Annotated in this window: 21 protein-coding genes and 1 tRNA gene; 9 read left to right on the forward strand and 13 right to left on the reverse strand. The window is 66.1% G+C overall.

All coding sequences use genetic code 11. The features are described from left to right. Positions 1–31 precede the first annotated feature (31 nt). The 5 genes from SM191_RS14690 to rpsB form a co-directional block, all read right to left on the reverse strand. Positions 32–748, reverse strand: a complete 717-nt coding sequence (locus SM191_RS14690) for an isoprenyl transferase (protein ID WP_307003230.1) — start codon at positions 746–748, stop codon at positions 32–34. A 41-nt stretch (positions 749–789) separates the two neighbouring features. Then, positions 790–1,347, reverse strand: a complete 558-nt coding sequence (frr, locus tag SM191_RS14695; protein WP_007404456.1) for a ribosome recycling factor — start codon at positions 1,345–1,347, stop codon at positions 790–792. Between the two features lie 4 nt (positions 1,348–1,351). Further along, positions 1,352–2,077, reverse strand: a complete 726-nt coding sequence (gene pyrH / locus SM191_RS14700) for a UMP kinase (RefSeq protein WP_307001275.1) — start codon at positions 2,075–2,077, stop codon at positions 1,352–1,354. Between the two features lie 350 nt (positions 2,078–2,427). Continuing rightward, the gene (gene tsf, locus SM191_RS14705; RefSeq protein ID WP_307001277.1) at positions 2,428–3,363 is read right to left on the reverse strand and encodes a translation elongation factor Ts; all 936 of its coding nucleotides are present in this window, start codon (positions 3,361–3,363) and stop codon (positions 2,428–2,430) included. A gap of 160 nt (positions 3,364–3,523) precedes the next feature. Beyond that, positions 3,524–4,333 carry a 30S ribosomal protein S2 gene (gene rpsB / locus SM191_RS14710; protein WP_307001279.1) on the reverse strand — a complete coding sequence of 270 codons (810 nt, stop codon included), beginning with the start codon at positions 4,331–4,333 and terminating at the stop codon, positions 3,524–3,526. A gap of 368 nt (positions 4,334–4,701) precedes the next feature. Here rpsB and SM191_RS14715 point away from each other — a divergent pair, with 368 nt between their 5' ends. After that, positions 4,702–4,941 carry a hypothetical protein gene (locus SM191_RS14715; RefSeq protein ID WP_307001282.1) on the forward strand — a complete coding sequence of 80 codons (240 nt, stop codon included), beginning with the start codon at positions 4,702–4,704 and terminating at the stop codon, positions 4,939–4,941. Here the strand turns inward: SM191_RS14715 and pssA are convergent. Both pssA and SM191_RS14725 read right to left on the reverse strand, forming a co-directional pair. Next, the gene (pssA, locus tag SM191_RS14720) at positions 4,877–5,704 is read right to left on the reverse strand and encodes a CDP-diacylglycerol--serine O-phosphatidyltransferase (RefSeq protein ID WP_341506857.1); all 828 of its coding nucleotides are present in this window, start codon (positions 5,702–5,704) and stop codon (positions 4,877–4,879) included. The two genes, SM191_RS14715 and pssA, sit on opposite strands and share 65 nt — an antisense overlap. A gap of 12 nt (positions 5,705–5,716) precedes the next feature. After that, positions 5,717–6,439 carry a phosphatidylserine decarboxylase gene (locus tag SM191_RS14725; RefSeq protein ID WP_307001284.1) on the reverse strand — a complete coding sequence of 241 codons (723 nt, stop codon included), beginning with the start codon at positions 6,437–6,439 and terminating at the stop codon, positions 5,717–5,719. A 142-nt stretch (positions 6,440–6,581) separates the two neighbouring features. On the opposite strand from SM191_RS14725, the gene SM191_RS14730 reads away from it, so the two are divergent. Further along, a complete protein-coding gene (locus tag SM191_RS14730) occupies positions 6,582–7,802 on the forward strand; it encodes an NADP-dependent isocitrate dehydrogenase (RefSeq protein ID WP_341506858.1) in 1,221 nt (406 codons plus the stop codon). 112 nt (positions 7,803–7,914) lie between these two features. Next, the gene (locus tag SM191_RS14735; RefSeq protein WP_341506859.1) at positions 7,915–8,457 is read left to right on the forward strand and encodes a TIGR02594 family protein; all 543 of its coding nucleotides are present in this window, start codon (positions 7,915–7,917) and stop codon (positions 8,455–8,457) included. A gap of 9 nt (positions 8,458–8,466) precedes the next feature. Here SM191_RS14735 and SM191_RS14740 read toward each other — a convergent pair whose 3' ends face one another. Beyond that, positions 8,467–8,919 carry a c-type cytochrome gene (locus SM191_RS14740; RefSeq protein ID WP_341506860.1) on the reverse strand — a complete coding sequence of 151 codons (453 nt, stop codon included), beginning with the start codon at positions 8,917–8,919 and terminating at the stop codon, positions 8,467–8,469. A 112-nt stretch (positions 8,920–9,031) separates the two neighbouring features. Between SM191_RS14740 and SM191_RS14745 the strand changes: the two genes are divergently transcribed. Further along, entirely contained in the window at positions 9,032–10,810 is a 1,779-nt protein-coding gene (locus tag SM191_RS14745) for a cation:proton antiporter domain-containing protein (protein WP_341506861.1), read from the forward strand. A gap of 137 nt (positions 10,811–10,947) precedes the next feature. Here SM191_RS14745 and SM191_RS14750 read toward each other — a convergent pair whose 3' ends face one another. From SM191_RS14750 to SM191_RS14770, 5 genes are all read right to left on the reverse strand, one after another. Beyond that, a complete protein-coding gene (locus tag SM191_RS14750) occupies positions 10,948–13,620 on the reverse strand; it encodes a valine--tRNA ligase (RefSeq protein ID WP_341506862.1) in 2,673 nt (890 codons plus the stop codon). Between the two features lie 42 nt (positions 13,621–13,662). Beyond that, positions 13,663–15,291 (reverse strand): histidine kinase famiy protein, encoded by a 1,629-nt coding sequence (locus SM191_RS14755; RefSeq protein ID WP_341506863.1) that lies wholly within the window; start codon positions 15,289–15,291, stop codon positions 13,663–13,665. 87 nt (positions 15,292–15,378) lie between these two features. Continuing rightward, positions 15,379–15,948, reverse strand: a complete 570-nt coding sequence (locus SM191_RS14760) for a DUF2497 domain-containing protein (protein ID WP_341506864.1) — start codon at positions 15,946–15,948, stop codon at positions 15,379–15,381. A 44-nt stretch (positions 15,949–15,992) separates the two neighbouring features. Next, a complete protein-coding gene (locus SM191_RS14765; RefSeq protein ID WP_445949869.1) occupies positions 15,993–17,513 on the reverse strand; it encodes a TolC family outer membrane protein in 1,521 nt (506 codons plus the stop codon). 6 nt (positions 17,514–17,519) lie between these two features. Further along, on the reverse strand, positions 17,520–18,188 hold the full coding sequence (locus tag SM191_RS14770; RefSeq protein ID WP_307001302.1) for a protein-L-isoaspartate O-methyltransferase family protein: 669 nt from the start codon (positions 18,186–18,188) through the stop codon (positions 17,520–17,522). Positions 18,189–18,451: 263 nt separating this feature from the next. Here SM191_RS14770 and SM191_RS14775 point away from each other — a divergent pair. From SM191_RS14775 to SM191_RS14795, 5 genes are all read left to right on the forward strand, one after another. Continuing rightward, positions 18,452–18,525, forward strand: a tRNA-Cys gene (locus tag SM191_RS14775). Between the two features lie 172 nt (positions 18,526–18,697). After that, positions 18,698–20,569: a M61 family metallopeptidase gene (locus SM191_RS14780; protein WP_341506865.1), complete on the forward strand. Its 1,872-nt coding sequence runs from the start codon at positions 18,698–18,700 to the stop codon at positions 20,567–20,569. A 145-nt stretch (positions 20,570–20,714) separates the two neighbouring features. After that, a complete protein-coding gene (locus tag SM191_RS14785; protein WP_307001307.1) occupies positions 20,715–21,275 on the forward strand; it encodes a PAS domain-containing protein in 561 nt (186 codons plus the stop codon). Beyond that, entirely contained in the window at positions 21,272–24,721 is a 3,450-nt protein-coding gene (locus tag SM191_RS14790) for a chemotaxis protein CheB (RefSeq protein WP_341506866.1), read from the forward strand. Before SM191_RS14785 ends, SM191_RS14790 begins: the two co-directional genes overlap by 4 nt. Beyond that, the gene (locus SM191_RS14795; RefSeq protein ID WP_307001311.1) at positions 24,714–25,100 is read left to right on the forward strand and encodes a response regulator; all 387 of its coding nucleotides are present in this window, start codon (positions 24,714–24,716) and stop codon (positions 25,098–25,100) included. Before SM191_RS14790 ends, SM191_RS14795 begins: the two co-directional genes overlap by 8 nt. Positions 25,101–25,131: the final 31 nt, after the last annotated feature.

Below are 25,131 nucleotides of genomic sequence, written 5' to 3' on the forward strand. Positions count from 1 at the left end.
GGCGCCCCGGTCGTCGGGATTTCGGGGTCGGTCACAGGCCGCCGAAACGCCTGTGCCGTCGGCCGAACTCCGCCACCGCATCCGCCAGCGCCGCTTCGTCGAAATCGGGCCAGAGCGTGTCGACGAACAGCAATTCGGCATAGGCGGCCTGCCACAGCAGGAAGTTGGACAGACGCTGCTCGCCCGAGGTGCGGATCACCAGGTCGAGCGGCGGCAGGCCGTTCGTCTGCAACTCACCCTCGATCGCCTCCGGCGTGATCGCGTCCGCCGTCATCTCGCCGGCGGCGACCTTCGATGCCAGCCGCCGGGTCGCCTCGACCAGTTCGGCCTGCGCGCCGTAATTCAGCGCGATGGCCAGGATGGGACCGGTATTGGCGGACGTCCGCGCGATCGCATCGTCGATCATCGCGACCAGATCGGCGGGAAACCGGCGATAGTCGCCGATCACCCGCAGCCGGACATTGTCCGACACCAGCTCGGCGAGATCCTTGCGCAGGAAGATGCGGAGCAGACCCATCAGGTCGCTGATCTCGGTCTCGGGCCGCCGCCAATTCTCCGAGGAGAAGGCATAGAGCGTCAGCGCCTCGATCCCCAGCGCACGCGCGGCACGGGAGATGCGGCGCACCGCCTCCACTCCAGCCTTGTGACCGGCGAAGCGCGGCAGCAGGCGGCGCTTGGCCCAGCGGCCATTGCCGTCCATGATGATCGCGACGTGACGCGGGACCGCACCCGTATCGGGCACGGCCACCAGCGACCCCAGAGCCGTCTGGGCCGAGGCGGCCGGAGGACTCACTTGCCCAGGATTTCCTTTTCCTTGGCCGCCGCCGCCGCATCCAGCTCGGCGATGGTGGCGTCGGTCAGCTTCTGCACTTCGGTTTCGTGGCGCTTGCGCTCGTCCTCGCCGAACACGCCCTTCTTCTCGTCGGTCTTCAGGCTATCCATGCCGTCGCGACGGACATTGCGGACCGCGATACGCGCGCTCTCGGCATATTTGTTCGCCAGCTTGGCCAGTTCCTTGCGGCGCTCCTCGGTCAGGTCGGGGATCGGCAGGCGCAGCGTCTGGCCGTCATTGATCGGGTTCAGGCCGAGCCCCGCCGAACGGATCGCCTTTTCGACCGAGGACACGTTCGACTTGTCCCACACCTGCACCGACAACATGCGAGGCTCCGGCGCGGAAACGGTCGCGACCTGGTTCAGCGGCATGTGGCTGCCATAGACCTCGACGGTGACCGGATCGAGCAGAGCCGTCGACGCACGGCCGGTACGCAGACCGTTCAGGTCGTGCTTCAGCGACTCGACCGCGCCCTGCATACGGCGCTCGAGGTCGGACTTGTCATAGGCTGCCATGAAATTACGCTCCTTGGTTCTGGACGATCGTCGACACGCCTTCGCCGGCGAGCACGGCACCGAAATTGCCATGTTCGCGGATATTGAAGACGACGATCGGAATATTGTTGTCACGGCACAGCGCGATGGCCGAGGCGTCCATGACCTTCAGGTCGTCGGACAGGACCTTGGAATAGCTGACCGTGTCATAGCGGGTGGCGGTCGGCACCTTTTTGGGGTCGGCGTCGTACACGCCGTCGACGCTGGTGCCCTTGAACAGCGCGTCGCACTTCATCTCCGCGGCACGCAGCGCGGCGCCGCTGTCGGTGGTGAAGAAGGGCGAACCCACGCCCGCCGCGAAGATCACCACGCGGCCCTTTTCCAGATGCCGCTCGGCGCGGCGACGGATGAAGGGCTCGCAGACGCTCGCCATCGGGATCGCCGACTGAACCCGCGTGTCGACGCCGATCTGCTCGAGCGCGTTCTGCACCGCCAGCGCGTTCATCACCGTCGCCAACATGCCCATATAGTCGGCGGTCGCCCGCTCGAACCCCTTGGCCGCCGCCGACAGGCCACGGAAGATGTTGCCGCCACCGACCACGATGCACAGTTCATAGCCCTGGGCCCGCACATCGGCGATCTCCTGCGCCACGCGCGCGGTGATCTCGGGCGAGATGGCCAGCCCGCCCTCACCCATCAGGACCTCGCCCGAGAGTTTCAGCAGGATTCGTTTAAAGCGCGGGGTCGTCATCGTTTCTCGGATCTTGGTGATGAAAGTGGCGCGGACCTTAGGCGGCGACCGGGCTACGGGCAACCACGCAGCGGCAGGTTGCGGGGATTTTCGTGGGACATGCGTCGGATGTCCACCACCCACAGGCCACGTCCGGCTTGGCGAATATAGAGAGGAAAGCCTTATTCCCCCAACCGCCGTTCAGGCTGAGCGAAGTCGAAGCCCATGGAGATGCGTTCACCCCATGCCCTTCGACTTCGCTCAGGGCGAACGGAGTTTGGACGGGCCACCCCACACGCAAAGGGAGCGGCCACCATGCGGCAACCGCTCCCCTATCACCTTGACCGTCCCGTCAAAGGACGGCGCAGGAATTACGCCTTCTGCGGAACGCCCGAAGCCGCAGCCACCTCGGCCGCGAAGTCCGACGCTTCCTTCTCGATGCCCTCGCCCAGCTGGAAGCGGACATAGTCCACCAGCTTGATCTCGGCACCGGCGTCCTTGCCGGCCTTCGCCACGACGTCGCTGATCTTGGTCTTGCCGTCGATCACGAACAGCTGGCTGACCAGCGCGTGCTCCTTGCGGTACTTGGCGATCGAGCCTTCGACCATCTTGGCGATGATGTCGGCGGGCTTGCCCGATTCGGCGGCCTTCTCGGTCGCGATCGCGCGCTCACGCTCGATCTCGGCCTCGTCCAGGTCTTCCTCGTTCAGCGCCTTGGGGAAGGCGGCGGCGATGTGCATCGCGAGCTGACGGCCGAGTGACTGGAGCGTCTCGTCGGCGGCTTCCGACTCCAGTGCGACCAGCACGCCGATCTTGCCCATGCCCGGCGCCTGCTGGTTGTGGACATAGGACACGACCGCGCCCTTCGACACTTCCAGGCGCTTGGCGCGACGCAGCGACTGGTTCTCACCGATGGTAGCGACATTGTTGGTCAGCACTTCGGCGACGGTGCCGCCCTGCGGCATCGCCTGGTTCTTCAGCGCCTCGATATCGTCGCCCGACTTCAGCGCGATCGCGGTCACGTCGCGGACGAACGCCTGGAACTGGTCGTTCTTGGCGACGAAGTCGGTTTCCGAGTTCACTTCGACGGCGGCGCCGACGGTGCCGTTGGTGGCGACGCCGACCAGACCCTCGGCTGCGGTACGGCTCGACTTCTTCTGCGCGGCCGCCAGGCCCTTGGTGCGCAGCCAGTCCAGCGCGGCGTCCATGTCGCCATTCGCCTCGGCCAGCGCCTTCTTGCAGTCCATCATGCCCGCGCCGCTCTTTTCGCGCAGGTCCTTGACCATCGCTGCGGTGATATCGGCCATTGTCTCAATCCTCTGTCTGAAAAGGGGGATGCGGGTAGGGCCGCCCCATCGGAGGCGGCCCTTAGCACGGCTTGCATGTCAAGCCGATGTCACCGACCGAAGGGTTGCCCCGTCCGGTCGACGATCGCCCCGCCCGCATCGCGGGGCATGCTCCACGCGATTATGCGTCGATCTGGCGCTCGGCCTCGACGGCCTGCTCGGCGACTTCGGTCGGCGCGACGGTCAGCGCTTCCTCGACGGGCGGCTCGGCCATCGCACCGAAATCGGTGCCGCTGCGGCGCTGCTGCTCGTTATTGCCACGGGTCGCGGCGATCGCCACGGCCTCGCAGTACAGGCGGATCGCGCGGCTGGCGTCGTCATTCGCCGGAACCGGGAAGGCGATGCCGTCGGGCGAGACGTTCGAATCGAGAATCGCAACAACGGGGATGCCCAGCGTGTTGGCTTCCTTGATCGCCAGCTCTTCCTTGTTCGCGTCGATCACGAACATGACGTCCGGCACGCCGCCCATGTCGCGGATGCCGCCCAGCGACAGTTCGAGCTTGTCGCGCTCGCGGGTCAGGTTCAGCACTTCCTTCTTGGTCAGGCCGTGCGTGTCGCCCGAAAGCTGCTCTTCGAGAGTCTTGAGGCGCTTGATCGAGTTCGAGATCGTCTTCCAGTTGGTGAGCATGCCGCCCAGCCAGCGGTGGTTGACGAAGTGCTGGCCCGCACGGCGAGCGGCCTCGGCGACCGGCTCCTGCGCCTGGCGCTTGGTGCCGACGAACAGGACCTTGCCACCGCCCGCGACGGTCGAGCTGATGAACTCCAGAGCGCGCGCGAAGAGCGGCACGGTCTGCGACAGGTCGAGGATGTGGACGCCGTTGCGGTCGCCGAAGATGTAGGGCTTCATCTTCGGGTTCCAGCGGTGGGTCTGGTGGCCGAAGTGCGCGCCGGTTTCAACCAGCTGCTGCATGGTGACGACAGGTGCCGCCATAAGATAATTCCTTCCGGTTAGTCCTCTGGGAAGCGGATGACGCGGCGGGCGAAGCCCATGCGCACCGAAATATGATGCTTCCCATGCGGTGTTGAGGGGCGCGCCCTTAGCCCAGCCGAAACGCGATAGCAAGCGCCAGACGCCGTTCGCATTTGTTCCAACGCCGCTTGACACAGGAACAACAGCGGAACATAAAGAGGTCGCAAGGGAGAACAGACCTTGATTGCGGTGAATCGCTATCGAAACATCGCGAAATTGGCACCGTTCGACCTGCTGTCACGAGGGCAGCGACGGAACTGATCAAAATTTTCAATGGTTACGATCCGGTTAATAGGCCGGACCGTAGCGGACGGCAGGAGGCGGGCATCATGATGATCGTGGTGAGTGTTCTGGTTTTCATGGGCGCGCTGATCGCCGCTATTGGTACCATCGTCATGATGATCGCGCCACAATGGCGTCGCATCCTTCATCTGGCCACCGGCCATGTCGAACCGGCCTTCACGCCGCTCGCGACTCTAGTCGTCGCCGAGCGTCGTATTGCGGTCAGGCGCTGGGCGGCGAGTTCGCCGGTCCCTTCGTCGCTGGCACGCCGCCGCGCTGCCGCTTGAGCCGGGCATAGGCCAGCATCGTGAAGGGTATGCTGATCAGATAGGCGAGGCACAGCGCGGTCAGGGCATGCCACGGTGCCGAGATCAACGCGACGCCGACGAGTACGATGATCGCCAGCGCCTCGAACCGGACATGGCGGCGCAGGCGGAACGAGGTCCAGGATAAGGTCGCCAGGCTCGACACCATGAGCAGTGCCACGAAAGCGACCCAGGGCGCCACGAGATAGGGTGAGGCGAAAATAGGCTCGCCCGTCCAGAACCACAGATAAAGCGGCAACATGGCCAGCCCGGCCCCGGCAGGAGCCGGGACACCGGTGAAGAAGCCCGCCGTCTTCCGTGGCTGGTCGGTCACATCGAGTTGCGAGTTGAACCGCGCAAGTCGCAGCGCGCAGAATACCGCCTGAAGCACCGCGCAAATCCAACCGATCCGCGGCAGATGCTCCAGCGACCAGAGATAGAGGATCAGTGCGGGCGCCACGCCGAAGGAAATGGCGTCGGACAGGGAATCGAGTTCCGCCCCGAACCGGCTTTCCCCGCGCAGCAACCGGGCGATGCGGCCATCCAGCCCGTCGAGCACGGCGGCGACCATGATCATCGTCACCGCCGCTTCCCAGGACCCGGCAATGGCGAACTTCACGCCGGTCAAACCGGACACCAGCGCCAGCGCCGTCACCGCATTGGGCGCGATCGCACGCAATGGGAGCCCTTTGGGGGGCAGGCCGTCGGTCGAGGCGCGACGCGCGAAGCGGGGGGAAATGGCCATGTCGCTAAAGGCTTATTGGGCGATGCCGCTCATCGGCTTGCCGCCGACGCGGCCCAGCACCGTTTCCCCGGCGACCGAGCGCTGACCCAGGCAAACCTGCGGCGTGACGTCGTCGGGCAAATAGACGTCGACCCGGCTACCGAAGCGGATCAGGCCGACCCGCTGGCCGGCCGCGACCATGTCCCCAGGCTTCACGAAGCCGACGATGCGCCGTGCGACCAGTCCTGCGATCTGGGTGAAGCCGATCTTGCGACCGTCGCGCCCTTCGACCACGAAATGCTGGCGCTCATTCTCGTCCGACGCCTTATCGAGATCGGCGTTGAGGAACTTACCCGAGATATAGACGACCTGACGGATCACGCCCGCCACGGGCGTCCGGTTGATATGCACGTCGAACACCGACATGAAGATCGACACGCGCACCAGCGGCGCCTCGCCCAGTTCGCCGACCAGCTCACGCGGGATCGGCACGCGCTGGATCATCGTGACCAGGCCATCGGCGGGCGCGACGATCAGGTCGTCGCCCTGGGGCGTGGTGCGGATCGGATCGCGGAAAAAGGCCGCGATCCAGATGCACAGGCCGACAAAGGGCCAGAACAGCACCTTGGTGACCAGCGTCGCGAGCAGGGTCAGGCCCGCCCCGATCAGCACATATTTGCGCCCTTCGGGATGGACGGCGGGAAAGCGCCACTTGACGGTGGTGGTCGCGATGGGAGGCTTTTCGAGCGAAGGCATTAGGCCTGTCTACCGGTCCGCCGGCCATCGCACAATGATTTCGGTTCACCCCGGCTCCGCCAGCCCGCGCCACAGGTGGTTGATCCGCCGCGCCCCCTCCCCTAGACGCATGCCCAAACCTGCCAATCTGAAGGATGCGCATATGGCGAAGATCAAGGTGAACACGCCCGTCGTGGAGATCGACGGCGACGAAATGACCCGGATCATCTGGGAATGGATTCGCGAACGCCTGATCAAGCCGTATCTCGACATCGAGCTGGCCTATTTCGACCTGTCGGTCCAGAATCGCGACGCCACCAGCGACCAGATCACGATCGACAGCGCCCATGCGACCCAGAAGTACGGCGTCGCGATCAAGTGCGCGACGATCACCCCCGATGAGCAGCGCGTCGAGGAATTCGGCCTGAAGAAGATGTGGAAGTCGCCCAACGGCACGATCCGCAACATCCTGGGCGGCGTGGTGTTCCGCGAGCCGATCGTCATCAAGAACGTCCCCCGCCTCGTTCCGGGCTGGACCCACCCGATCGTCGTCGGCCGCCATGCCTTCGGTGACCAGTATAAGGCGACCGACTTCAAGGTTCCCGGCAAGGGCAAGCTGACCCTGAAGTGGGAAGGCGAGAATGGCGAGTCGATCGAGGAGGAGGTGTTCAACTTCCCCGCGGCGGGCGTGGCCATGGGCATGTACAATCTCGATGATTCGATCCGCGACTTCGCGCGCGCTTCGATGAACTATGGCCTGAACCGCGGCTGGCCGGTGTACCTGTCGACCAAGAACACGATCCTCAAGGCCTATGACGGCCGCTTCAAGGACATCTTCCAGGAAGTGTTCGACGCCGAGTTCGCCGAGCAGTTCAAGGCGGCGGGCATCGAATATCAGCATCGCCTGATCGACGACATGGTCGCCTCGGCCCTCAAGTGGCACGGCGAGTTCGTCTGGGCCTGCAAGAACTATGACGGCGACGTGCAGTCGGACACGGTCGCGCAGGGATTCGGCTCGCTGGGCCTGATGACCTCGGTCCTGATGACCCCGGACGGCAAGACGATCGAGGCGGAGGCGGCGCACGGCACCGTGACCCGTCACTATCGCCAGCACCAGCAGGGCAAGGCGACCTCGACCAACCCGATCGCCTCGATCTTCGCCTGGACGGGCGGCCTGAAGTATCGCGGGAAGTTCGACAACACGCCGGACGTGGTGCGCTTCGCCGAGACGCTGGAGAAGGTCTGTGTCCAGACCGTCGAGAACGGCCAGATGACCAAGGACCTCGCCATCCTGATCGGCCCGGACCAGCCCTGGATGACCACCGAGCAGTTCTTCGAGGCGATCCGCGTCAACCTCGAAACCGCGATGGCCGACTGGCAGTAAACTCCGTTTCGGTCCGGTCACCGATAGGCGACCGATCGCGACGCGCGCAATCTGGACCCGGGGGGCACGCCTCCCGGGTCTTTTTGCGTATCGCTCGATCGGGAGACATCGAATGGATCTGGGAAATTATAGCTGGCTGACAACCATCGGGACGCTGCCGCGCATGGTGTCGGAAGCGCTGAAAATCTGGGGCGTCGAGGAGAAGCCCGGCGATCAGAGCAACCCCGTCATCTTGGAATGGGCGCAGAAGGTCGGCGGCGACGTCGCCCGTGATTACAAGACTGATGAGACACCGTGGTGCGGCCTGACCATGGCCTACGTCGCCAAGCAAGCCGGCAAGACACCACCTTCAAAACCGCTTTGGGCGCGCAACTGGGAATATTTCGGCAAGGACAGCAAACAACCCGATCTGGGCGACATCATCGTCTTCGAGCGAGGCATGAAGGGTCACGTCGGTCTCTACATTGGCGAGGACGACACACACCTCCACATCCTCGGCGGCAACCAAGGCGACCGCGTCTGCATCCAACGCTATGGAAACAGCCGAAAGCTGGCGGCACAAAAGCCGCTTTATATGAGCGAGCCAGCGACCGCCCGCCCCTTTTTCCTCCACGTCGACGGCAGCCTGATCAGCAGACCTTTCGCGAAGGTTTGATCCCATAGCCTATCTGGAGCCGCCCTCGCGCTCCAGATAGGCGATCACATCGGCCCGTGCGAGCGGGTCGGGCAATCCCGCGAAGGTCATCCTCGTGCCCGGTGCGAAGCGCTGTGGTGAGGCCAGCCAGCGATCCATCGTCGCCCGGTCCCAATGGCCGCCCGCCCGCATCAAGGCGGCGGTATAGCCGAAGCGATCGCTGCCCCCCGCCACCGGCTTGCCCATGATGGCGTGCAGGTTCGGCCCGGCGCGATCCAGTTCGCCCTTGCCGATCGTGTGGCAGGCCAGGCATTGCCCGAAGGTCCGCGCCCCCGCATCGGCATCCGCGACCCGCATCAGCGTCTCCAGCGACGGATGGGGCCCGGCCTTCTTCAACCGCTCCGCCCGGCCATCATCCCCGCACCCCGCCAGCAACAGCAGCGAAAGCAAAGACCCGGACAGCGAGAGGCGATAATCGATCATCGCCGCCCCCTAGCCCCGCGGCAGCCGCACCGTCAGTGGACCGATCGTCCCATCCCCGTTACGCGCCATTAACGACCTGACAAGGGCGTCCAAGCCGGGTTAGTGTGTCGCCATGGCATTACGGCTCGACAATCAAGGCTTCTCCGATGCGCTGGTCATCCTGGGCTCTGCCGGGATCGTCATTCCGGCCTTTGCCCGCTTTCGGGTCAGCCCGGTCATCGGGTTCATTCTGGTCGGATTGCTGGTCGGCCCGGCGGGGCTGGGTTCGCTCGTCCCGCATGCGCCATGGCTTTATTATCTGACCATTTCCAGCCCCGAGTCGATCGAACCCTTTGCCGAGTTCGGCATCATATTATTGTTGTTTTCCATCGGTCTGGAGCTGTCTTTTCGCAGGCTTTGGGCAATGCGGCGACTGGTGTTCGGGACCGGCGCGGCGGAGTTGCTCGGCTCGGCCGCATTGATCGGCATCGCGCTGCATCTGATCGGACAGAGTTGGGCCGGGGCGATCGGGCTGGGGCTGGCATTGACCTTGTCCTCGACCGCTTTGGTGCTGCCGCTCGTCGGGACGACCAGCCCGGTCGGGCGGGGCGCCTTCGCGATGCTGTTGTTCGAGGATCTGGCGCTGGTCCCGATCATCTTCGCGCTGGGAGCGATGGCGCCGACCGCGACGGATGAGGGCTGGGTCGGCATCGCGGGCGTCGCCTTGCGCGGTGGCCTGACGGTGGTCGCCATGTATGTGGGCGGCCGGATCGTGCTGCCCCGCCTGTTTGCCCAAGCCGCGCGGACCAAGAGCCCCGAGCTGTTCCTCGCCGCCTCGCTGCTGGTCGTCATCGTCGCCAGCGTGGCGACCACGGCGGCGGGCCTGTCGCCGATCGTCGGGGCGCTGCTTGCCGGATTGTTGATCGCCGAGACCGAATATCACTCGGAGGTCGAGGTGATGACCGCGCCGTTCAAGGGGCTGGCGCTGGGCGTGTTCCTGATCACGGTTGGCATGAGCCTGGACCTGCGGCTGATAGCGAAGAATTGGGACATGTTGTTGCTGGCGGTGGTCGGCGTGGTCGCGGTGAAGGCGATCGTCACCTATCTGCTGCTGCGCGTCGCCCATGCCCGGCGCGGGGTGGCGGCGGAGACCGGGTTGCTCATGGGCAGCCCGTCCGAGACCACGCTGATCGTGCTGGGCACCGCCGCGCAGGCGCAGTTGATCCTGCGCTCGACCGCCAGTTTCTGGCAGACCGTGACCGCGATCGGCCTGACCATCACGCCGCTGCTCGCCAAGGCGGGTCGAGTCATCTCCCGCAGGATCGAGGCGCGGAGCACCGACGGGCCGCCCGCGCCAGAGCCGGAGGCGGATGGCGGGCGCACCGTCATCATCGGCTTCGGGCGGGTCGGCAAGATGATCGCCGACATGCTGACCATCCATGGCCAGGCTTATGTCGCGGTCGAGGCGGATATCGATTCGGTCAGCGAGGCGCGGCGGGCCGGCTATCCGGTGCTGTTCGGCGATGTTTCGCGCGCGGAACTGGTCGACCGGCTGAACCTGCCCGCCGCGCGCGCGCTGATCCTGACGATGGACGATCCGGTGCTGACCGTGCGGCTGGCACGGCGCATCCGCGACGCCGCGCCCGACCTGCCGATCATCGCGCGCGCAAGGGATATGGCGCATGCGACCGAGCTATACCGTGCGGGCGTCAGCGAGGCAGTGCCCGAGACGCTGGAAAGCTCGCTGCAATTGTCGGAGGCGGTGCTGGTCGATCTGGGCGTCGCGATGGGACCGGTGATCGCGTCGATCCACGAGAAGCGGGATGAATTGCGTCAGGTGATCCGGCGGGAGGCGCAGTTGCAGCGCGAGCCCAGGATCCGGCGGCTGAGACGGTTGGGCGAGCAAGCCTAGCCCAATCCTCCCCAAGCTATGCTTGGGGAGGGGGACCATCGCGAAGCGATAGTGGAGGGGCTTTGCCCCTCGCCCCTCCACCACGCCCTACGGGCGCGGTCCCCCTCCCCATGCTCAGCATGGGGAGGATTGGAGGGTCAGCCCAGGCGGCCGAGCGCCGCGTGCAACCGCGCGGCTTCGGCCATCTTGTCCGCATGGTCGGCGCGGGCCTTTTCCACCGCTTCGGGCTTGGCGCGTTCGACGAAGCTCGCGTTGCTCAAACGCCCGCCCAGCGCGTCACGCTCCTTCTCCACCGCCGCGATCGCCTTCGTCAGGCGCTGGCGTTCGGCGTCGAGGTCGATCACGCCCTCCAGCGGCAGGACGAAGGTCGCCTCGTCCACCACCACCTGGGCCGCACCGCCCAAGGCTTCGCCCTCGGCCGCATCGACACGCGCCAGACGCGCCAGCGCCGAAGCCTGACGGATCAGCCGCGCCGTGGTGTTGTCATTGGCATCGCGGACATGCATCGGCAGGCGCGCGCCCGGCGGTACGTTCAGCTCGGTCCGCGCGGCGCGGATTTCGCTGACCAGACGGATCAACCAGTCGATCTCACGCTCCGCCTCGGGGTCCAGCGCGCGGGCATCGGCCATCGGCCAGTGCGCCACGATCAGGTCGTGATCGCGCGCGCCCATGGCATGCCACAGTTCCTCCGTAATGAAGGGCATGAACGGGTGAAGCAGGACCAGTATCTGATCCAGCACCCAGCCCGCCACGGCGCGGGTTTCGTCGCCGCCTTCTTCGCCGCCCTGCAACACCGGCTTGATGAGTTCGAGATACCAGTCGCAGAAGCGGCTCCAGACGAACTGATAGATCGCGTTGGCGGCACCGTCGAAGCGGTAATCGGCCAGCGCCAGGTCCACCGCCTGCACGGTCTTCACCGTCTCGGCGATGATCCACTTGTTGACCGCGAGGCTGGCGTTCGGGGCCTCCAGCGTCGCCGAAGCGCCGATGCCGTTCGCCTGGGCGAAGCGCGCGGCGTTCCATAGCTTGGTCGCGAAGTTGCGATAGCCTTCGACGCGGCGCTCATCCATCTTGATGTCGCGGCCCTGGCTCTCCATCGCCGCCATGAAGAAGCGCAGCGCGTCGGCGCCGTACTGGTCGATCAGGCCGAGCGGATCGACCGTATTGCCCTTCGACTTCGACATTTTCGAGCCGTCGGCGGCGCGGACCAGACCGTGGAGATACAGCGTCTTGAAGGGCACGTCTTCCATGAAGTGCATGCCCTGCATCATCATCCGCGCATCCCAGAAGAACAGGATGTCGAAGCCGGAGATGAGCACGTCGTTCGGGTAACGTCCGGCCAGCGTCTTGTCGCCATTGTCCGGCCAGCCCAGCGTCGCGAAGGGCCAAAGCGCCGAGGAAAACCAGGTATCGAGCACGTCCGGGTCGCGGGTCAGGATCACGCCCTCGCCCGCTTGTCCTTGCGCCTGTTCCTCGCTCTCGGCGACGAACACGCGGCCATCCTCGGCGAACCAGGCCGGGATCTGGTGGCCCCACCACAGCTGGCGGCTGACGCACCAGGGCTGGATATTCTCCATCCAGTTAAAGAAAGTCTTCTCCCAAGCCTGCGGCACAATTCTGATCTTGCCCGAGCGCACCGCTTCGATCGCGGGTTGGGCGAGCGTCTTGGCATCGACATACCATTGATCGGTCAGCCAAGGTTCGATCACCACGCCCGAACGGTCGCCGAACGGCGTCTGGATCGTGCGCGGCTCGGCGTCATGCTCGGCCCCGTCCTTGTCGATGTGCGGGATCAGGACGCCCTCGTCCTTCAACCGCGCGACCACGGCCTTGCGTGCGTCGGCGGTCGACAGGCCGAGGAAGGCGTCGGGGACCAGGCCATCGGCCGTCTGGCAGATATGCGCCTTGGCATCGAGCATGTTGAGCATGTCGCGCGCCCCGATCCCTGCGCGGCGGCCGACCTCGAAATCGTTGAAGTCGTGGCCGGGCGTGATCTTGACCGCGCCCGATCCCAGTTCGGGGTCCGCATGTTCGTCGGCGACGATCGGGATCAGGCGACCGGTGATCGGCAGCCGCACCTGCTTGCCGATCAGCGCGGTGTAGCGCGCATCGTCCGGGTGGACCGCGACCGCCATGTCGGCGAGCATCGTCTCGGGGCGCGTCGTCGCGACCTCGATAAAGCCCGATCCGTCGGCAAGCGGATAGCGGAGGCGCCAGAAACTGCCCTTCACCTCGCGGGTCTCGACCTCCAGGTCGCTGATCGCGGTGCCGAGCCCCGGGTCCCAGTTGACCAGCCGCTTGTCGCGGTAAAGCAAGCCCTGGCGGTGCAGGTCGACGAACACCTTCAGCACCGCCTTGCTGAAGCCCTCGTCCATGGTGAACCGCTCATTGGCCCAGTCCATCGAGCAGCCCAGTCGGCGTAGCTGGCCGGTGATCTGGCCGCCGCTCTCCGTCTTCCAGGTCCAGACCTTTTCCAGGAACTGGTCACGGGTGAAGTCGGTGCGCTTCTCGCCACGCGCGTTCATCTGGCGCTCGACCACCATCTGGGTCGCTATCCCTGCATGGTCGGTGCCGACCACCCACAACGCATCCTTGCCCTTCAACCGGGCGTGGCGGACCAAGATATCCTGCAACGTGTTGTCGAGCGCATGACCGATATGCAGGTTGCCGGTGACGTTGGGCGGCGGATTGACGATCGTCCAGGGCTCGGCATTCGGGCGGTCGGGGCGGAACAGGCCCTTTTCCTCCCAATGGCCATACCAGCGGGCTTCGATTGCGGCGGGGTCGAACGTCTTGGGCAGCTCAGTCATGCCGCTGCCTTAATCAGCCGCGCCCGCTTGCGCCAGATGCTATCAGGTACGAGCCCCCGGCCGGTCGAGCACCGCGCGAATCCGCTCGTTCAGTTCCGCCCGGCGATAGGGCTTGCGGATCAGTTCGTAGGACCGCGCGCCCTCATCGATCGCCTCGTCGGCGTAACCGGTGGTCAGCAGGACGCCCAGGCGCGGATAATCGCGCCGCACCGCCTGGGCCAGCGCCACGCCGTTCATGCCGCCGGGCATCAGGATATCGGTGAACAAGAGTTGAAAGTCGCTGTCTCGCGACAGATGATCCAGCGCCTCGCGCGCGCTGCGGGTCAGGACGACGTCATAACCCAGATCTTCGAGCATGGACTTGCCCAGATCGCCGACATCGTCCTGATCCTCGACCATCAACACACGCTCGGCCCCGCCGCTGCGGGCGGGCTGTACCGGGGCAGAGCGGCGTTCGGACGCACCCGCCGCCGCGCGCGGGAAATAGAGCGACAGCGCCGTCCCCCCCGCCTCGCTCGGCTCGACTGCCGCCAGCCCGCCGGACTGACGCATGAAGCCATAGACCATCGCCAGGCCGAGTCCCGCGCCCTTCCCCATCTCCTTGGTCGTGAAGAACGGATCGAAGACCTTGTCCGCGATCTGCGCATCGATCCCCGGCCCGTCATCGGCCACGCGCACCACGACATATTCGCCGGCATCCAGATTGGCCGGACCTTCGGGCTGGTCGGCGGACTGGATCATGTTGCGGGTGGTGATGGAGATCTCACCCCTGTGATCGGTGCGGGCGATGGCTTCGCGGGCGTTGGTGACGATGTTGAGCAGCGCCATCTCCGCCTGGACCGGGTCGATCCGGCAGTTCCAGAGATTTTCCTCCAACCGCTGGCGCAGCACCACCCCGTCCCCCGCCGTGCGGTTCAGGATCGGCCGGAAATCCTCGATCAGTTGGTTGAAGTTGAGCAGCCGGTCGCGAAGCTCCTGCTTGCGCGCGAAGGCGAGCAGTTGCTGGGTCAGGGTCGCGCCGCGCGCGGCGGCGGCGGCGATCGCCTCGACCGCGCGGCGTCCGCTTCGGTCGCCCTGGTCGACCCGCGCCTCCAATATGTCGGAATAGCCGATGATGACCTGCAACAGATTGTTGAAGTCGTGCGCGATGCCGCCGGTCAGCTTGCCGACCGCCTCCATCTTCTGCGCCTCATGCAACGCGTCCTCCGCCTCGCGGCGGCGCGAGATGTCGAGCTGGCTGCTGAAGAAATAGACCAGTTCGCCCGCATCGTCATAGACCGGCGAGACGAACAGCGCGTTCCAGAAGGTGGACCCGTTCTTGCGGTAATTGAGCAGCTCGACCGCGATCTCGTCGCGCCGGTCGATGGCGGCGCGGATCTGCGCCACCACGTCGCGGTCGGTCTCGGGACCTTGCAGGAACCGGCAATTGGTGCCGAGGATCTCGTCCTCGGAATAGCCGGTCATGAAGCTGAAGGCTTCGTTGCAGAAGACGATGGGATTGTCGGGTTGCCGGGGATCGGTGACGATCATCGGCATCCGCGTGGTCTTCACCGCTGCGAAGAAGATGTCCGACTGGCCGGAATGCGGCTGCTTCGAATCGGATATGGGGGGCGACGACACGGCGGAACGCGTCGACTTCTCGGCATCGGGCGTTTCGGGCGTGAGGGTCATGACCACCGAACCCGGCGGAACGCGCGCGGTTCCGCTCCGCTGGCGATCAATATCCCGAAACCGCACGTCTCGCGGGCCGCGAGAGGCTTAGCGCCCCTCGCGCGTGATCCGGGCGATTTCGCGGGCGACCATCGCCTCGACCATCCCCGGCAGATGGGTGTCCAGCCATTCGCGCAGCATCGGGCGGAGCATGTCGCGAACCAATCCTTCCAGGGTTCCGTCGCTGCTCGGTTCGGGCTTGACCATCATCCGGCTGAGCGCCTCCAGGGAACCGCGGCTGGCCTCGGCCGCACGGGGGCTGACGATCGCCTCTTCGCCATCGTCCATGGCTTGTGCCTCTGCCTTGGCCGCCGGGGCCGGAACCGGCGCAGGCGTAGGTGCCTGGGCCACCGGTTCGGAGGCCTGGGCCATCGCGGCCTCTACCGCCGGGCGCAGCGCCGATTCGGCGGCACGAGCGGCGGCGGCCTCGACCTTCATGCGCAGGGGCATGGGATCGCTCAGTTCCAGAACCTCGGGCGAATCATCCTCATCGACCGGCGAAGGCACGGGGCGCGGCTGGCGACGCTGACGCGCGGGCACCTCTCCCTCTTCGGCGATGATCCTTTTGATCGAGGAAAGGATTTCCTCCATCGACGGCTCGGCGCTGATCTCACCCATGACCGCAATCCCCATTGAAGCCCCCCAAGGCCCCCTGCCCGGCGTTATTGCCGGCTCGGTGCCGATGCACCTGTGGTTAATGCGGGGCTCCTGTCAACAGGGGCATTCACATCGGCGTCGAGCGGACGGGTGATCGCCGCCGTCTGGGCCGGGGTTCCGGCGGTGGTGCTGGCCACCGGCGCAGGCTCGCCATCGCCGCCCCAGTCGTTGATCTTGTTGCGGACACGCTGGTAATTGACGACCGGATCGTAGAGCGCGCCGCCGTCCAGCCCCAGATCGCGCGCCTCGGCATTACCCATCGCAGCGATCAGCGCGAAGCCCGCGACATAGGCGTCGCGCCGCGCGGTGACGAGCGTCACCTGGCTGTTCAGCAACTCCTGCTCGGCGTTCAGGATGTCGAGCACGGTGCGGGTGCCGACGCTATTCTCGGCCCGCACCCCTTCCAGCGACAGCGAGTTGGCGCGGACCGCCGATTCGGCGGACTGGATGACCTCCTGCGAGGATTGCCATACGGCATAGGCGGAGCGGACCTGCGCCACCACCTGCCGCTCGGTCCCGGTCGCGTTCTCCAGTGCCTGTCCACGCAGAGCCTCAGCCTGGCGGACCTGCGCCGCCGGGCGACCGCCCTGGAACAGCGGCATGGTCAACTGCGCACCGACGGTCGCGTTCACGCCCGATACCGGCACGCCGGGGACGTTCAGCGACCCCAGATAGTTGAAATAATTGCCGCTCGACACCGCCGCGATACGCGGCAGCCGGTTGGCGCGCGCGACGTTGATGTCGTAGCGGGTCGCATCCGCCGACCGACGCGCGGCGATCAACTGGGGGTTCTGGTCCAGCGCCACCGCCACCGCCTGGTTCGGCGATGCGGGCAGCGCGGGCAGCGCGGGCGGCTGTTCCAGCCCGACCGGGGCGACACCCACCACCGCGACGTAATTCTCGCGGCTGGAGATCAGATTGGCCTGGGCCGACTGAAGCTGTGCGCGCGCCTGGGCCAGGCGCGCTTCGGACTGCGCCACGTCGGTGCGGGTCAGGTCGCCGACCTGGAACCGGTCGCGCGAGGCGCGCAGGTTCGTTTCCAGCACATTGACGTTGCGGGTGTTGAGGTTGACGATCGCCTCGTCGCGGATGACGTTCATATACGCCGCGACGACATTGGTGAACAGGTTCGCCTCCACCCCGCGTAGCTGGGCGCGGCCCGCATCGACCCGTGTCTCCGCCGCGCGTACCGCGTTCCTGACCGCCCCGCCCTGGTAGAGCGGCACCGAAAGCTGCACCGCTCCGGTACCGACCCGCTCGGGATTGAGGAAGTTGTTGTTGGCGACGACGATATTGTCGGTCAGCTGCGCCGAGCTTTGCAGCGACGGCAGGCCGTTCGACCGTGCGATCGGCACATTCTCATCGGTGGCGCGCTGGGCGGCGCGCTGGCCGGTGATCGTCGGGTTGCTCTGATAGGCACGCACCATGGCTTCCCGCAACGTCTCGGCCGAGGCCGCCCCGCCCATCAACAGGGTCGAGCCGATGAGAATGCGGGAGGTCAGTCGGGAAGTCAGGTGCAGGCGCATGGACCCTCAGAATTGGAAGGCGCGAGGACGGGCAAAGCCCGGCAGGACGGTGCATTCGGCATCGGCGAAGGCGCGGACGCCGTGGCCGCCTTCGGTCCGGCGACCGCTGGCCAGCCGGGTGACGCCGTTCTCGACCAGGCCGGTGACGATGCGACCGCCGACCTTGACCTGCTCGACCAGAGCGGCGGGCAGTTCCTCCACCGCGCCGTCGATCACCAGCACGTCATAGGGCGCACCGGAGGGTTTGCCCGACGTCAGCGGTGCCTCGACGATCTCGACCTTCGGCTCACCCGCCAGCGCGGTGCGCGCGGCGGCGACCAGCTCGGCCTGTTCCTCCACGGCGACGACACCGGCGACGATCCCGGCCAGCAGCGCGGCGGTATAGCCGGTCGCCGCGCCGATCAGCAGCACGCGGTCGCCCGCCTCCAGATAGGCCTCGGTCAGCAGGCGGCCCGTCGCCATCGGCAGGTTGATCGCCCGGCCATGGCCGAGGTCCAGCGTCCCGTCGCGATAGGCCACCGCCCGCAGAGCCTCGGGCGTGAAAACCTCGCGCGGCACCCGCGCCATCGCGGCCACGACCCGCTGGTCGCTGACCGCCGTGGTGCGCAGCTGGCTCACCACCATGGCATGGCGCATCGCGGCGAAATTCGAGGAGTCGTTGCTGGTCGTCATCATGGCCCATCCCTGTCGCACAGCCGTTTTAGTTGTGCAATACACTAAATTGGTTCCCGCCGCTTCTATCGCGCAAGGGCTTTTCCGCCAAGCGGACTGGACACCCCCAGCATAAGGATTTGGCCATATTGCGGCATCCGGCGGCATATTCGCTTATGGCGACCTTCAGGCCGGAAAGACCGGGAGCAGGTTTTTGCCGCGCAATCGCATCCTGCCTGTTGACGCCGCGCGAAAAACCGCACACATGCCCGCCTCCCACGCATCGAGGCGCGATGGCGGAGTGGTGACGCAGAGGACTGCAAATCCTTGCACCCGGGTTCGATTCCCGGTCGCGCCTCCAGATTTTCCTGACATATCATCTGGATATGACGCCACTCAATGAGAGCGGCGGCGTCGTTGTCCGGCGATTCGCCGGTGCCCCGAAATAGAGCCCGGCCGCGCGCACAAAGCGGTGGACCCCGTCATTGCTCCGCGCTTAAGTCCGCACCTCAATCGAGTGAAGGGGTTCGGGCATGCGGATATGGGCGATGACGGCGGCATGGGCGCTGGCGAGCACGGCGCTGTCCCCGGTTGCGGCGCAGCAGGCCCGCCCCTCCGCCAGGGCTTCCGCGCCGTCGGCGGTGGAATATGACATCGCCTTTCCGCATCCGGACCATCATGAGGCGCAGGTCAGCGTGACCTATCGCGGGCTGGATAGCCAGCCCGTCCGCTTCCAGATGGCGCGCTCCTCGCCCGGTCGCTACGCGCTCCACGAGTTCGCCAAGAACGTCTATTCGGTGTCCGCCGTCGATGGGGCCGGACGCCCGCTGACCATTTCGCGGACCGATCCCTATGGCTGGACGGTGCCCGGTCATGACGGCACGGTCACGGTCCGCTACACGCTGTTCGGCGATCGCGGCGACGGCACCTATGCGCAGATCGACCCGACCCATGCGCATCTGAACATCCCCGCGACCTTCATGTGGGCAGCAGGGCAGGACGACCGGCCGATCCGCGTCCGCTTCCACCCGCTCGCGGGATGGAAGATCGCGACACAGCTTGCGCCGACCGGCGACCCCGCCGTCTTCACCGCGCGCGACCTGCAATATTTCATGGACAGCCCGGTCGAGCTGTCGGCCTGGGACATGCGGAGCTGGACGGTGGGCGACGGCGCCAAGCGCTATACCATCCGCCTGACCGCGCATCATGACGGCAGCCCCGCCGATCTCGACCAGTTCGCCGAGATGGCGAAGAAGGTCGTGGCCCAGCAGATCGCGATCTTCGGCGAGGCGCCGCCTTATGACTATGGCACCTATACCTTCCTGGCCGATTACATGCCGCAAATCAGCGGCGACGGGATGGAGCATCGCAACTCGACGGTGATCAGCATGCCGAAGTCGCTGGCGGCGGCGAAGTTCGCGCAGATCCAGACGCTGAGCCACGAGTTCTTCCACGCCTGGAATGTCGAGCGCATCCGCCCGGCGGAGCTGGAGCCGTTCGACTTCACCCGCGCCAATGCCACGCCGTCGCTATGGCTGGCCGAGGGCTTCACCCAATATTACGGCCCGCTGGCGGTGGTCCGCGCCGAACAGATGCCGCTGGACGACTATATCGCCCAGCTCTCCGCCACGCTGAACGCGCTGCTGATCACGCCGGCGCGCCGTTACGGCGGGCCGCAGGAGATGAGCCTGCGCGCGCCCTTCGTCGATGCGGCCCAGTCGATCGACCCGACCAATCCCAATATCTTCAAATCCTATTATGCCTATGGCGCGGTGTTGGCGCTGGCGCTCGACCTGGAGTTGCGACAGGCTTTTCCGAAGCTGACGCTGGACGATTATATGCGCCAGCTCTGGCGCAACCACGGCAAGCCGGAGCGCAGCTATCGCCCCGACGACCTCCGCGTCGCCCTGGCGCAGGTGACGGGGGATCAGGGCTTTGCCGACCGCTTCTTCGCGCGCAGCGTAACGGGCAGCGCGCTTCCCGATTTTGCGCCGCTGCTGGCCCAGGCCGGTCTGACGCTGCGTCCCCAGCATCCCGATGCCGCCTGGGTGGGCGGAACCCCGGCAAAGGGCGATGGCGGCCTGACGATCGCCGCATCGACCGCGCCGGGCACGCCGCTCTACGAAGCCGGGCTGGACAAGGGTGACGAGATCGTCAGCGTCGATGGCCGCCCGGTCGCGGATGCGACGGCGTGGAGCGCGTTGCTCGCCGCGCACAAGCCGGGCGACCGGCTGCCCATCGTCTATCGCCAGCGGGGGGCCGAGCGGCGGGCGACCATGACCCTGATCGCCGATCCCAATATGGAGATCGTGCCCGACGAGCGGATCGGACGGGCACCGACGCCCGAACAGATTCGCTTCCGCCGATCCTGGCTGGGGCCTCGATCGGTGTCGACCGCATCCTGACGACGCGGCCCCCGGTGGCGACCACCCTGGAACGTGCGCGGCCTTTTCCGGGTTTATCCATGTGAATTTTTCGGGGGCCGCCGGTCGTCTCGGCACTTGCGGAGGGATGGACGCCATGCGAATGCGCGTCAGGGAGCCAGATTGCGTGAACGATATCGATATTCCGACCCATCTGGCCAGCTATTTGGACCAGTCGCCGATCGCCCTGGCCTTGGCCGATGCGTCGGACGACAACCCGCTCATCTTCATCAATCATGGTTTCCGCGAACTGACCGGTTATACCAGTGAGGACATGATCGGCCGCAATTGCCGTATGCTTCAGCGGGACGCCGACAATATCGAAGCGCGCGATCGCATTCGCGAATTCCTGGCCAATGATCGCCAGTTGAACGTCCGCACCATGCTGGTCAACTTCCGCAAGGACGGCTCGCCCTTCATCAATCTGCTCTACATGTCGAAGCTGCGGCAGCTGGGCGGCAAGATGCCCTATATCTTCGCCTCCCAATTCGACGTCAGCCGGTCCCAGCCGGAGCGGCTGGCCGCCTATGACGCCGAACTGGGCAAGACGCTGGGTCGCCTGACCCCCATCCTGGCCGAAAGCGGCATCGTGCTGGAGGGATCGCTGACCGCGATCGCCAACACCGCGGCCACCATCGCCCAGGCCAAGCTGACGCTATCGGATCTCGACCGAGCGGCCTTTCCGTGAGTGACGCCTCGGCCCGGACCGGGACGACATCGACGGACGGACGCGGCGGCATGACGGTGCCGATCGTCGGCATCGGCGCATCCGCCGGCGGGCTGGAGGCGCTGCGCGAGATGCTGACGCCCGCCCATGCGCCGACCGGCATGGCGTTCGTGGTGGTCCAGCATCTCGACCCCAATCACGAAAGCATGCTGGCCCAGTTGCTCGACCGGCACACCAACCTCGAAGTGCGCCAGTGCGAAGGGTCGGAGCGGATCGAGGCCGACCATGTCTATATCATCCCGCCGGGCCGGGGGCTGGCCATTCGCGGCGGCGTGCTGGAGCTGACCGACTTCGTCCAGCCGCGCGGGCTTCGCCGTCCGATCGACGATTTCTTCCTGTCGCTGGCCAGCGACCAGCAGGCCAATGCCGCCTGCGTCATCCTGTCGGGCACCGGTGCGGACGGCACCACGGGTCTGCGCGCGATCAAGGAGAATGGCGGCGTCGGCGTCGTCCAGAAGCCGGAGAGCGCCCGCTATGACGGCATGCCGTTGTCGGCGGTGGGCACCGGGCTGGTGGATTTCATCAAGCCCGCAGGGGAGATCGTCGCATGTCTCCAGGCCTTTTTCGCGCGTCGCTCGGGCGATCCCAAGGAGCATGAGGCGGAGGTCGTCGCCGATCATATCGACGATCTGTGCCGCGTGCTGCGCAACGCCATCGGCCATGACTTTTCGGGTTACAAGCGCACGACGCTGGTCCGCCGGGTCGAGCGGCGGATGCATGTGCTGGGGATCGGCACCGGCTCGGCCTATCTGGCGCGGGTCAAGAGCGACGCCGACGAGTGCGAGGCGCTGTTCCGCGACCTGCTGATCAACGTCACCCGCTTCTTCCGCGATACCGAGTTGTTCGAGACGCTGCGGACCAAGGCGATCCTGCCGCTGATCCGCGCACGCGACCCGGACGAGGACATCCGCATCTGGGTGCCCGGCTGCTCCAGCGGCGAGGAAGCCTATAGCATTGCGATGATGTTCGCCGAGGCCACGCGCGAGGCGGGACAGCCGCTGGCGGTGCAGATCTTTGCGACCGACATCGACGAACAGATGCTCCAGATCGCGCGCGACGGCACCTATCCCGCCGCCGCGCTGGCCGACATTCCGGCGCCTTTGCGTGAACGCTACACCATTCCCCATGCGGAGCGGTTCACCATCGCGGGTTCGATCCGCGACATGATCCGTTTCTCGAATCACAGCCTGGTCAAGGACCCGCCCTTTTCGCGGATCGACCTGGTGTCGTGCCGCAACCTGCTGATCTATTTCGACGATCGGTTGCAGCAATCGGTGCTGCCGCTGCTCCATTACGCGTTGCGGCCGGGCGGCTATCTGTTCCTGGGGCCGTCGGAGAGCGTGGGGCGGTTCGACCATCTCTTCCCTGCGATCGACAGCCATGCCCGGCTGTTCGAGCGGTCCGCTGCCTCCCCCTCCTACCCCATCGACCTGCCCGGCGCGACGGGCCGCACCCCCCGGCGACGCGGCGAGCGGGGCGAGCGTGACGGCGGCCATGTAAGCAGCGACGAGGGCGTGGCGCTGCGTCGGATCGTCGATCGCTATGCCCCGCCGAGCATGGTGGTGGATCAGGATGGCGGCATCCTGGCCGCGTTCGGCAAGCTGAGCCGCTATTTCACCTTCCCCGTGACCCGTGCGGGCGGGTCCAGCGCGACCACCCTGGCGCGACCGGGCCTGCGCGAAGTGATGGGCCCGATGCTGCGCCAGGCGCGCGACGCCCGCAAGCGGATCGCCGCACGCGACGTGGCCGTGACGACCGAGTTCGGCATCCAGAAGATCGAGGTGATCTGCGATCCGCTGACCGACGGGTCGCTGCTCTTCCTGTTCCGCGATACCGCGCCGTTCAGCCCGGTCGAGATGAGCGACCTGGCCGATCTGGAGCCCGGCGACGATCATATCGAGGCGCTGGAAGACGAACTGCGCCTGACCCGCCACCGGCTGCGCTCGACCGTCGAGGAGCTGGAGACGGCGAATGAGGAGTTGAAAAGCTCCAACGAAGAAATGATGTCGATGAACGAGGAGCTTCAATCGACCAACGAGGAATTGTCGACCGTCAACGACGAGTTGAAGACCAAGGTCGATCAACTCACCCTCGCCAATTCCGATCTGCGCAACTTCTTCGAATCGACCGATCTGGCGGTCGTGGTCCTCGACAGGCATCTGCGGGTGCGCAGCTATACCGAGGCGGCGCGCTCGATCTTCCCGCTGCAACCGAGCGACCGGGGCCGGTTGCTGGCCGATGTGTCGACCCGGCTGGCCAATACGGATTATCTGGGCGGCGCGGAGGCGGTGGCCGCAGGCAGCCCGCCGTCGCAGCAGCGGGTGACCACGCGCGACGGCGAGCGGACGCTGTCACTGCGCATCCTGCCCTATCGGACGCAGGGCGACGGGATCGACGGCGCGACGCTGGTCCTGACCGACATCACCGAGGCGCTGAGCCTGGAGCGCGAACTGGCCGCCGAGCGCGAGCGTCTGGACCTCGCCATCAAGGCGGGTGGCATCGGCGTCTGGGAATATCGCGCAGGCACCGGCGAGATGATCCTGGACGAAACCGGACGCCATCTGTTCGGCTTCGACGGACTGGAGAAGGCCGATCGCGTCGCGCAGGTGTTCGACCGGATCGTGCCCGAGGATCGGCCCGGCGTCGAACTCGCCTTGGCCGAGGCGATGGCGGGTCGCAGCGATTTCGAAATGACCTTCCGCCTCGACCTGGACGGCAAGGAACGCTGGATCAAGGGCTTCGGTCGGGTCGTCACCACGGCCGCGCCGCATCGCATGGTCGGCGTGTCGATCGACGTCACCGCCGAATATGCGATCGCCGAGACGCGCGAGCTGATGCTGCGCGAGATGAACCACCGGGTAAAGAACCTGTTCGCCATCATCTCCGGCATCGTCTCCGCCGCCGCGCGGTCGCATGGCGACGTGACCGAGATGGCCGAGGATGTGCGCGAACGGATCGCGACGCTGGGCCGCGCCCACTCGCTAGCCTCCCCGGCGGGCGAGCAACAGGCGATCGAACTCGGTTCGTTGGTTGAGGCGACCATCGCGCCCTATAAGGGCCAGTCGAAGATCGAGATCGACGGAGCCCGCCTGCTGGTCGACCGCCGCTGCCTGTCGCCGCTGGCGCTGATCCTGCACGAATGGGCGACCAACTCGGTCAAATATGGCGCACTGGCGCTGCGCGAGGGGGAATTGTCGGTCGGCTGGATCGTCGCCGATGGCAAGCTGACGCTGCAATGGACGGAAACAGGCGGCGAGAGCGCGCCCGAGGACAATGCCAAGGGCTTCGGAACATTGCTTGTTCAGACGTCTTCGCGACAATTGGGCGCACAGTTGGAGCGGAAAAGCATCGGCGGACGTTTCATGCTGACCCTGACACTGCCGGAGACGGTGCTCTCGAATGACTAAGACGGTTTTGCTGGTCGAGGACGAGTTTTTCGTCGCCTTGGATCTTCAGTCGATTATCGAGGATGGCGGCTATGAGGTCGACGGCCCCTATGTCAGCGTCGAAGAAGTTCTGGCGCATCTTGACGGCGATCGGCCTCAACTGGCCTGCGCCATCCTCGACGTGCGCTTGCGCGACGGGGAGGTCTTCCCCGCGGCGGAGCGGCTGAGCCAGGCGGGCGTGCCGCTGATCTTCCATTCCGGCCATGCGGATGAACAGGCGCTGCAATCGCGCTATCCGGGTGCGGCGGTGTGCGGCAAGCCCTGCTCCCCCTCCCTGCTCCGCCGCACCCTGTCGATGGCGGTATCCGGCCCCGACCAGGACGACCGCGAGGCAGGCTGACCCCCTTGCTCCTCCCCGCCGGGGGAGGAGC

The sequence above is a fragment of the Sphingomonas sp. 2378 genome, from assembly GCF_038084995.1.
In the GTDB taxonomy this organism is placed as follows: Bacteria; Pseudomonadota; Alphaproteobacteria; order Sphingomonadales; family Sphingomonadaceae; genus Sphingomonas.

Bases quoted from the DNA above. Each gene is read 5' to 3' on its own strand.
- SM191_RS14780 (WP_341506865.1), top strand. From the start codon at position 18,698: ATGCGGATATGGGCGATGACGGCGGCATGGGCGCTGGCGAGCACGGCG.
- SM191_RS14745 (WP_341506861.1), top strand. From the start codon at position 9,032: ATGGCATTACGGCTCGACAATCAAGGCTTCTCCGATGCGCTGGTCATC.
- SM191_RS14735 (WP_341506859.1), top strand. From the start codon at position 7,915: ATGGATCTGGGAAATTATAGCTGGCTGACAACCATCGGGACGCTGCCG.
- SM191_RS14770 (WP_307001302.1), bottom strand. From the start codon at position 18,188: ATGATGACGACCAGCAACGACTCCTCGAATTTCGCCGCGATGCGCCAT.
- SM191_RS14795 (WP_307001311.1), top strand. From the start codon at position 24,714: ATGACTAAGACGGTTTTGCTGGTCGAGGACGAGTTTTTCGTCGCCTTG.
- SM191_RS14715 (WP_307001282.1), top strand. From the start codon at position 4,702: ATGATGATCGTGGTGAGTGTTCTGGTTTTCATGGGCGCGCTGATCGCC.
- SM191_RS14765 (WP_445949869.1), bottom strand. From the start codon at position 17,513: ATGCGCCTGCACCTGACTTCCCGACTGACCTCCCGCATTCTCATCGGC.
- frr (WP_007404456.1), bottom strand. From the start codon at position 1,347: ATGGCAGCCTATGACAAGTCCGACCTCGAGCGCCGTATGCAGGGCGCG.
- SM191_RS14760 (WP_341506864.1), bottom strand. From the start codon at position 15,948: ATGGGTGAGATCAGCGCCGAGCCGTCGATGGAGGAAATCCTTTCCTCG.
- SM191_RS14740 (WP_341506860.1), bottom strand. From the start codon at position 8,919: ATGATCGATTATCGCCTCTCGCTGTCCGGGTCTTTGCTTTCGCTGCTG.
- SM191_RS14750 (WP_341506862.1), bottom strand. From the start codon at position 13,620: ATGACTGAGCTGCCCAAGACGTTCGACCCCGCCGCAATCGAAGCCCGC.
- pssA (WP_341506857.1), bottom strand. From the start codon at position 5,704: ATGGCCATTTCCCCCCGCTTCGCGCGTCGCGCCTCGACCGACGGCCTG.
- tsf (WP_307001277.1), bottom strand. From the start codon at position 3,363: ATGGCCGATATCACCGCAGCGATGGTCAAGGACCTGCGCGAAAAGAGC.
- SM191_RS14755 (WP_341506863.1), bottom strand. From the start codon at position 15,291: ATGACCCTCACGCCCGAAACGCCCGATGCCGAGAAGTCGACGCGTTCC.
- SM191_RS14730 (WP_341506858.1), top strand. From the start codon at position 6,582: ATGGCGAAGATCAAGGTGAACACGCCCGTCGTGGAGATCGACGGCGAC.
- SM191_RS14725 (WP_307001284.1), bottom strand. From the start codon at position 6,439: ATGCCTTCGCTCGAAAAGCCTCCCATCGCGACCACCACCGTCAAGTGG.
- pyrH (WP_307001275.1), bottom strand. From the start codon at position 2,077: ATGACGACCCCGCGCTTTAAACGAATCCTGCTGAAACTCTCGGGCGAG.
- rpsB (WP_307001279.1), bottom strand. From the start codon at position 4,333: ATGGCGGCACCTGTCGTCACCATGCAGCAGCTGGTTGAAACCGGCGCG.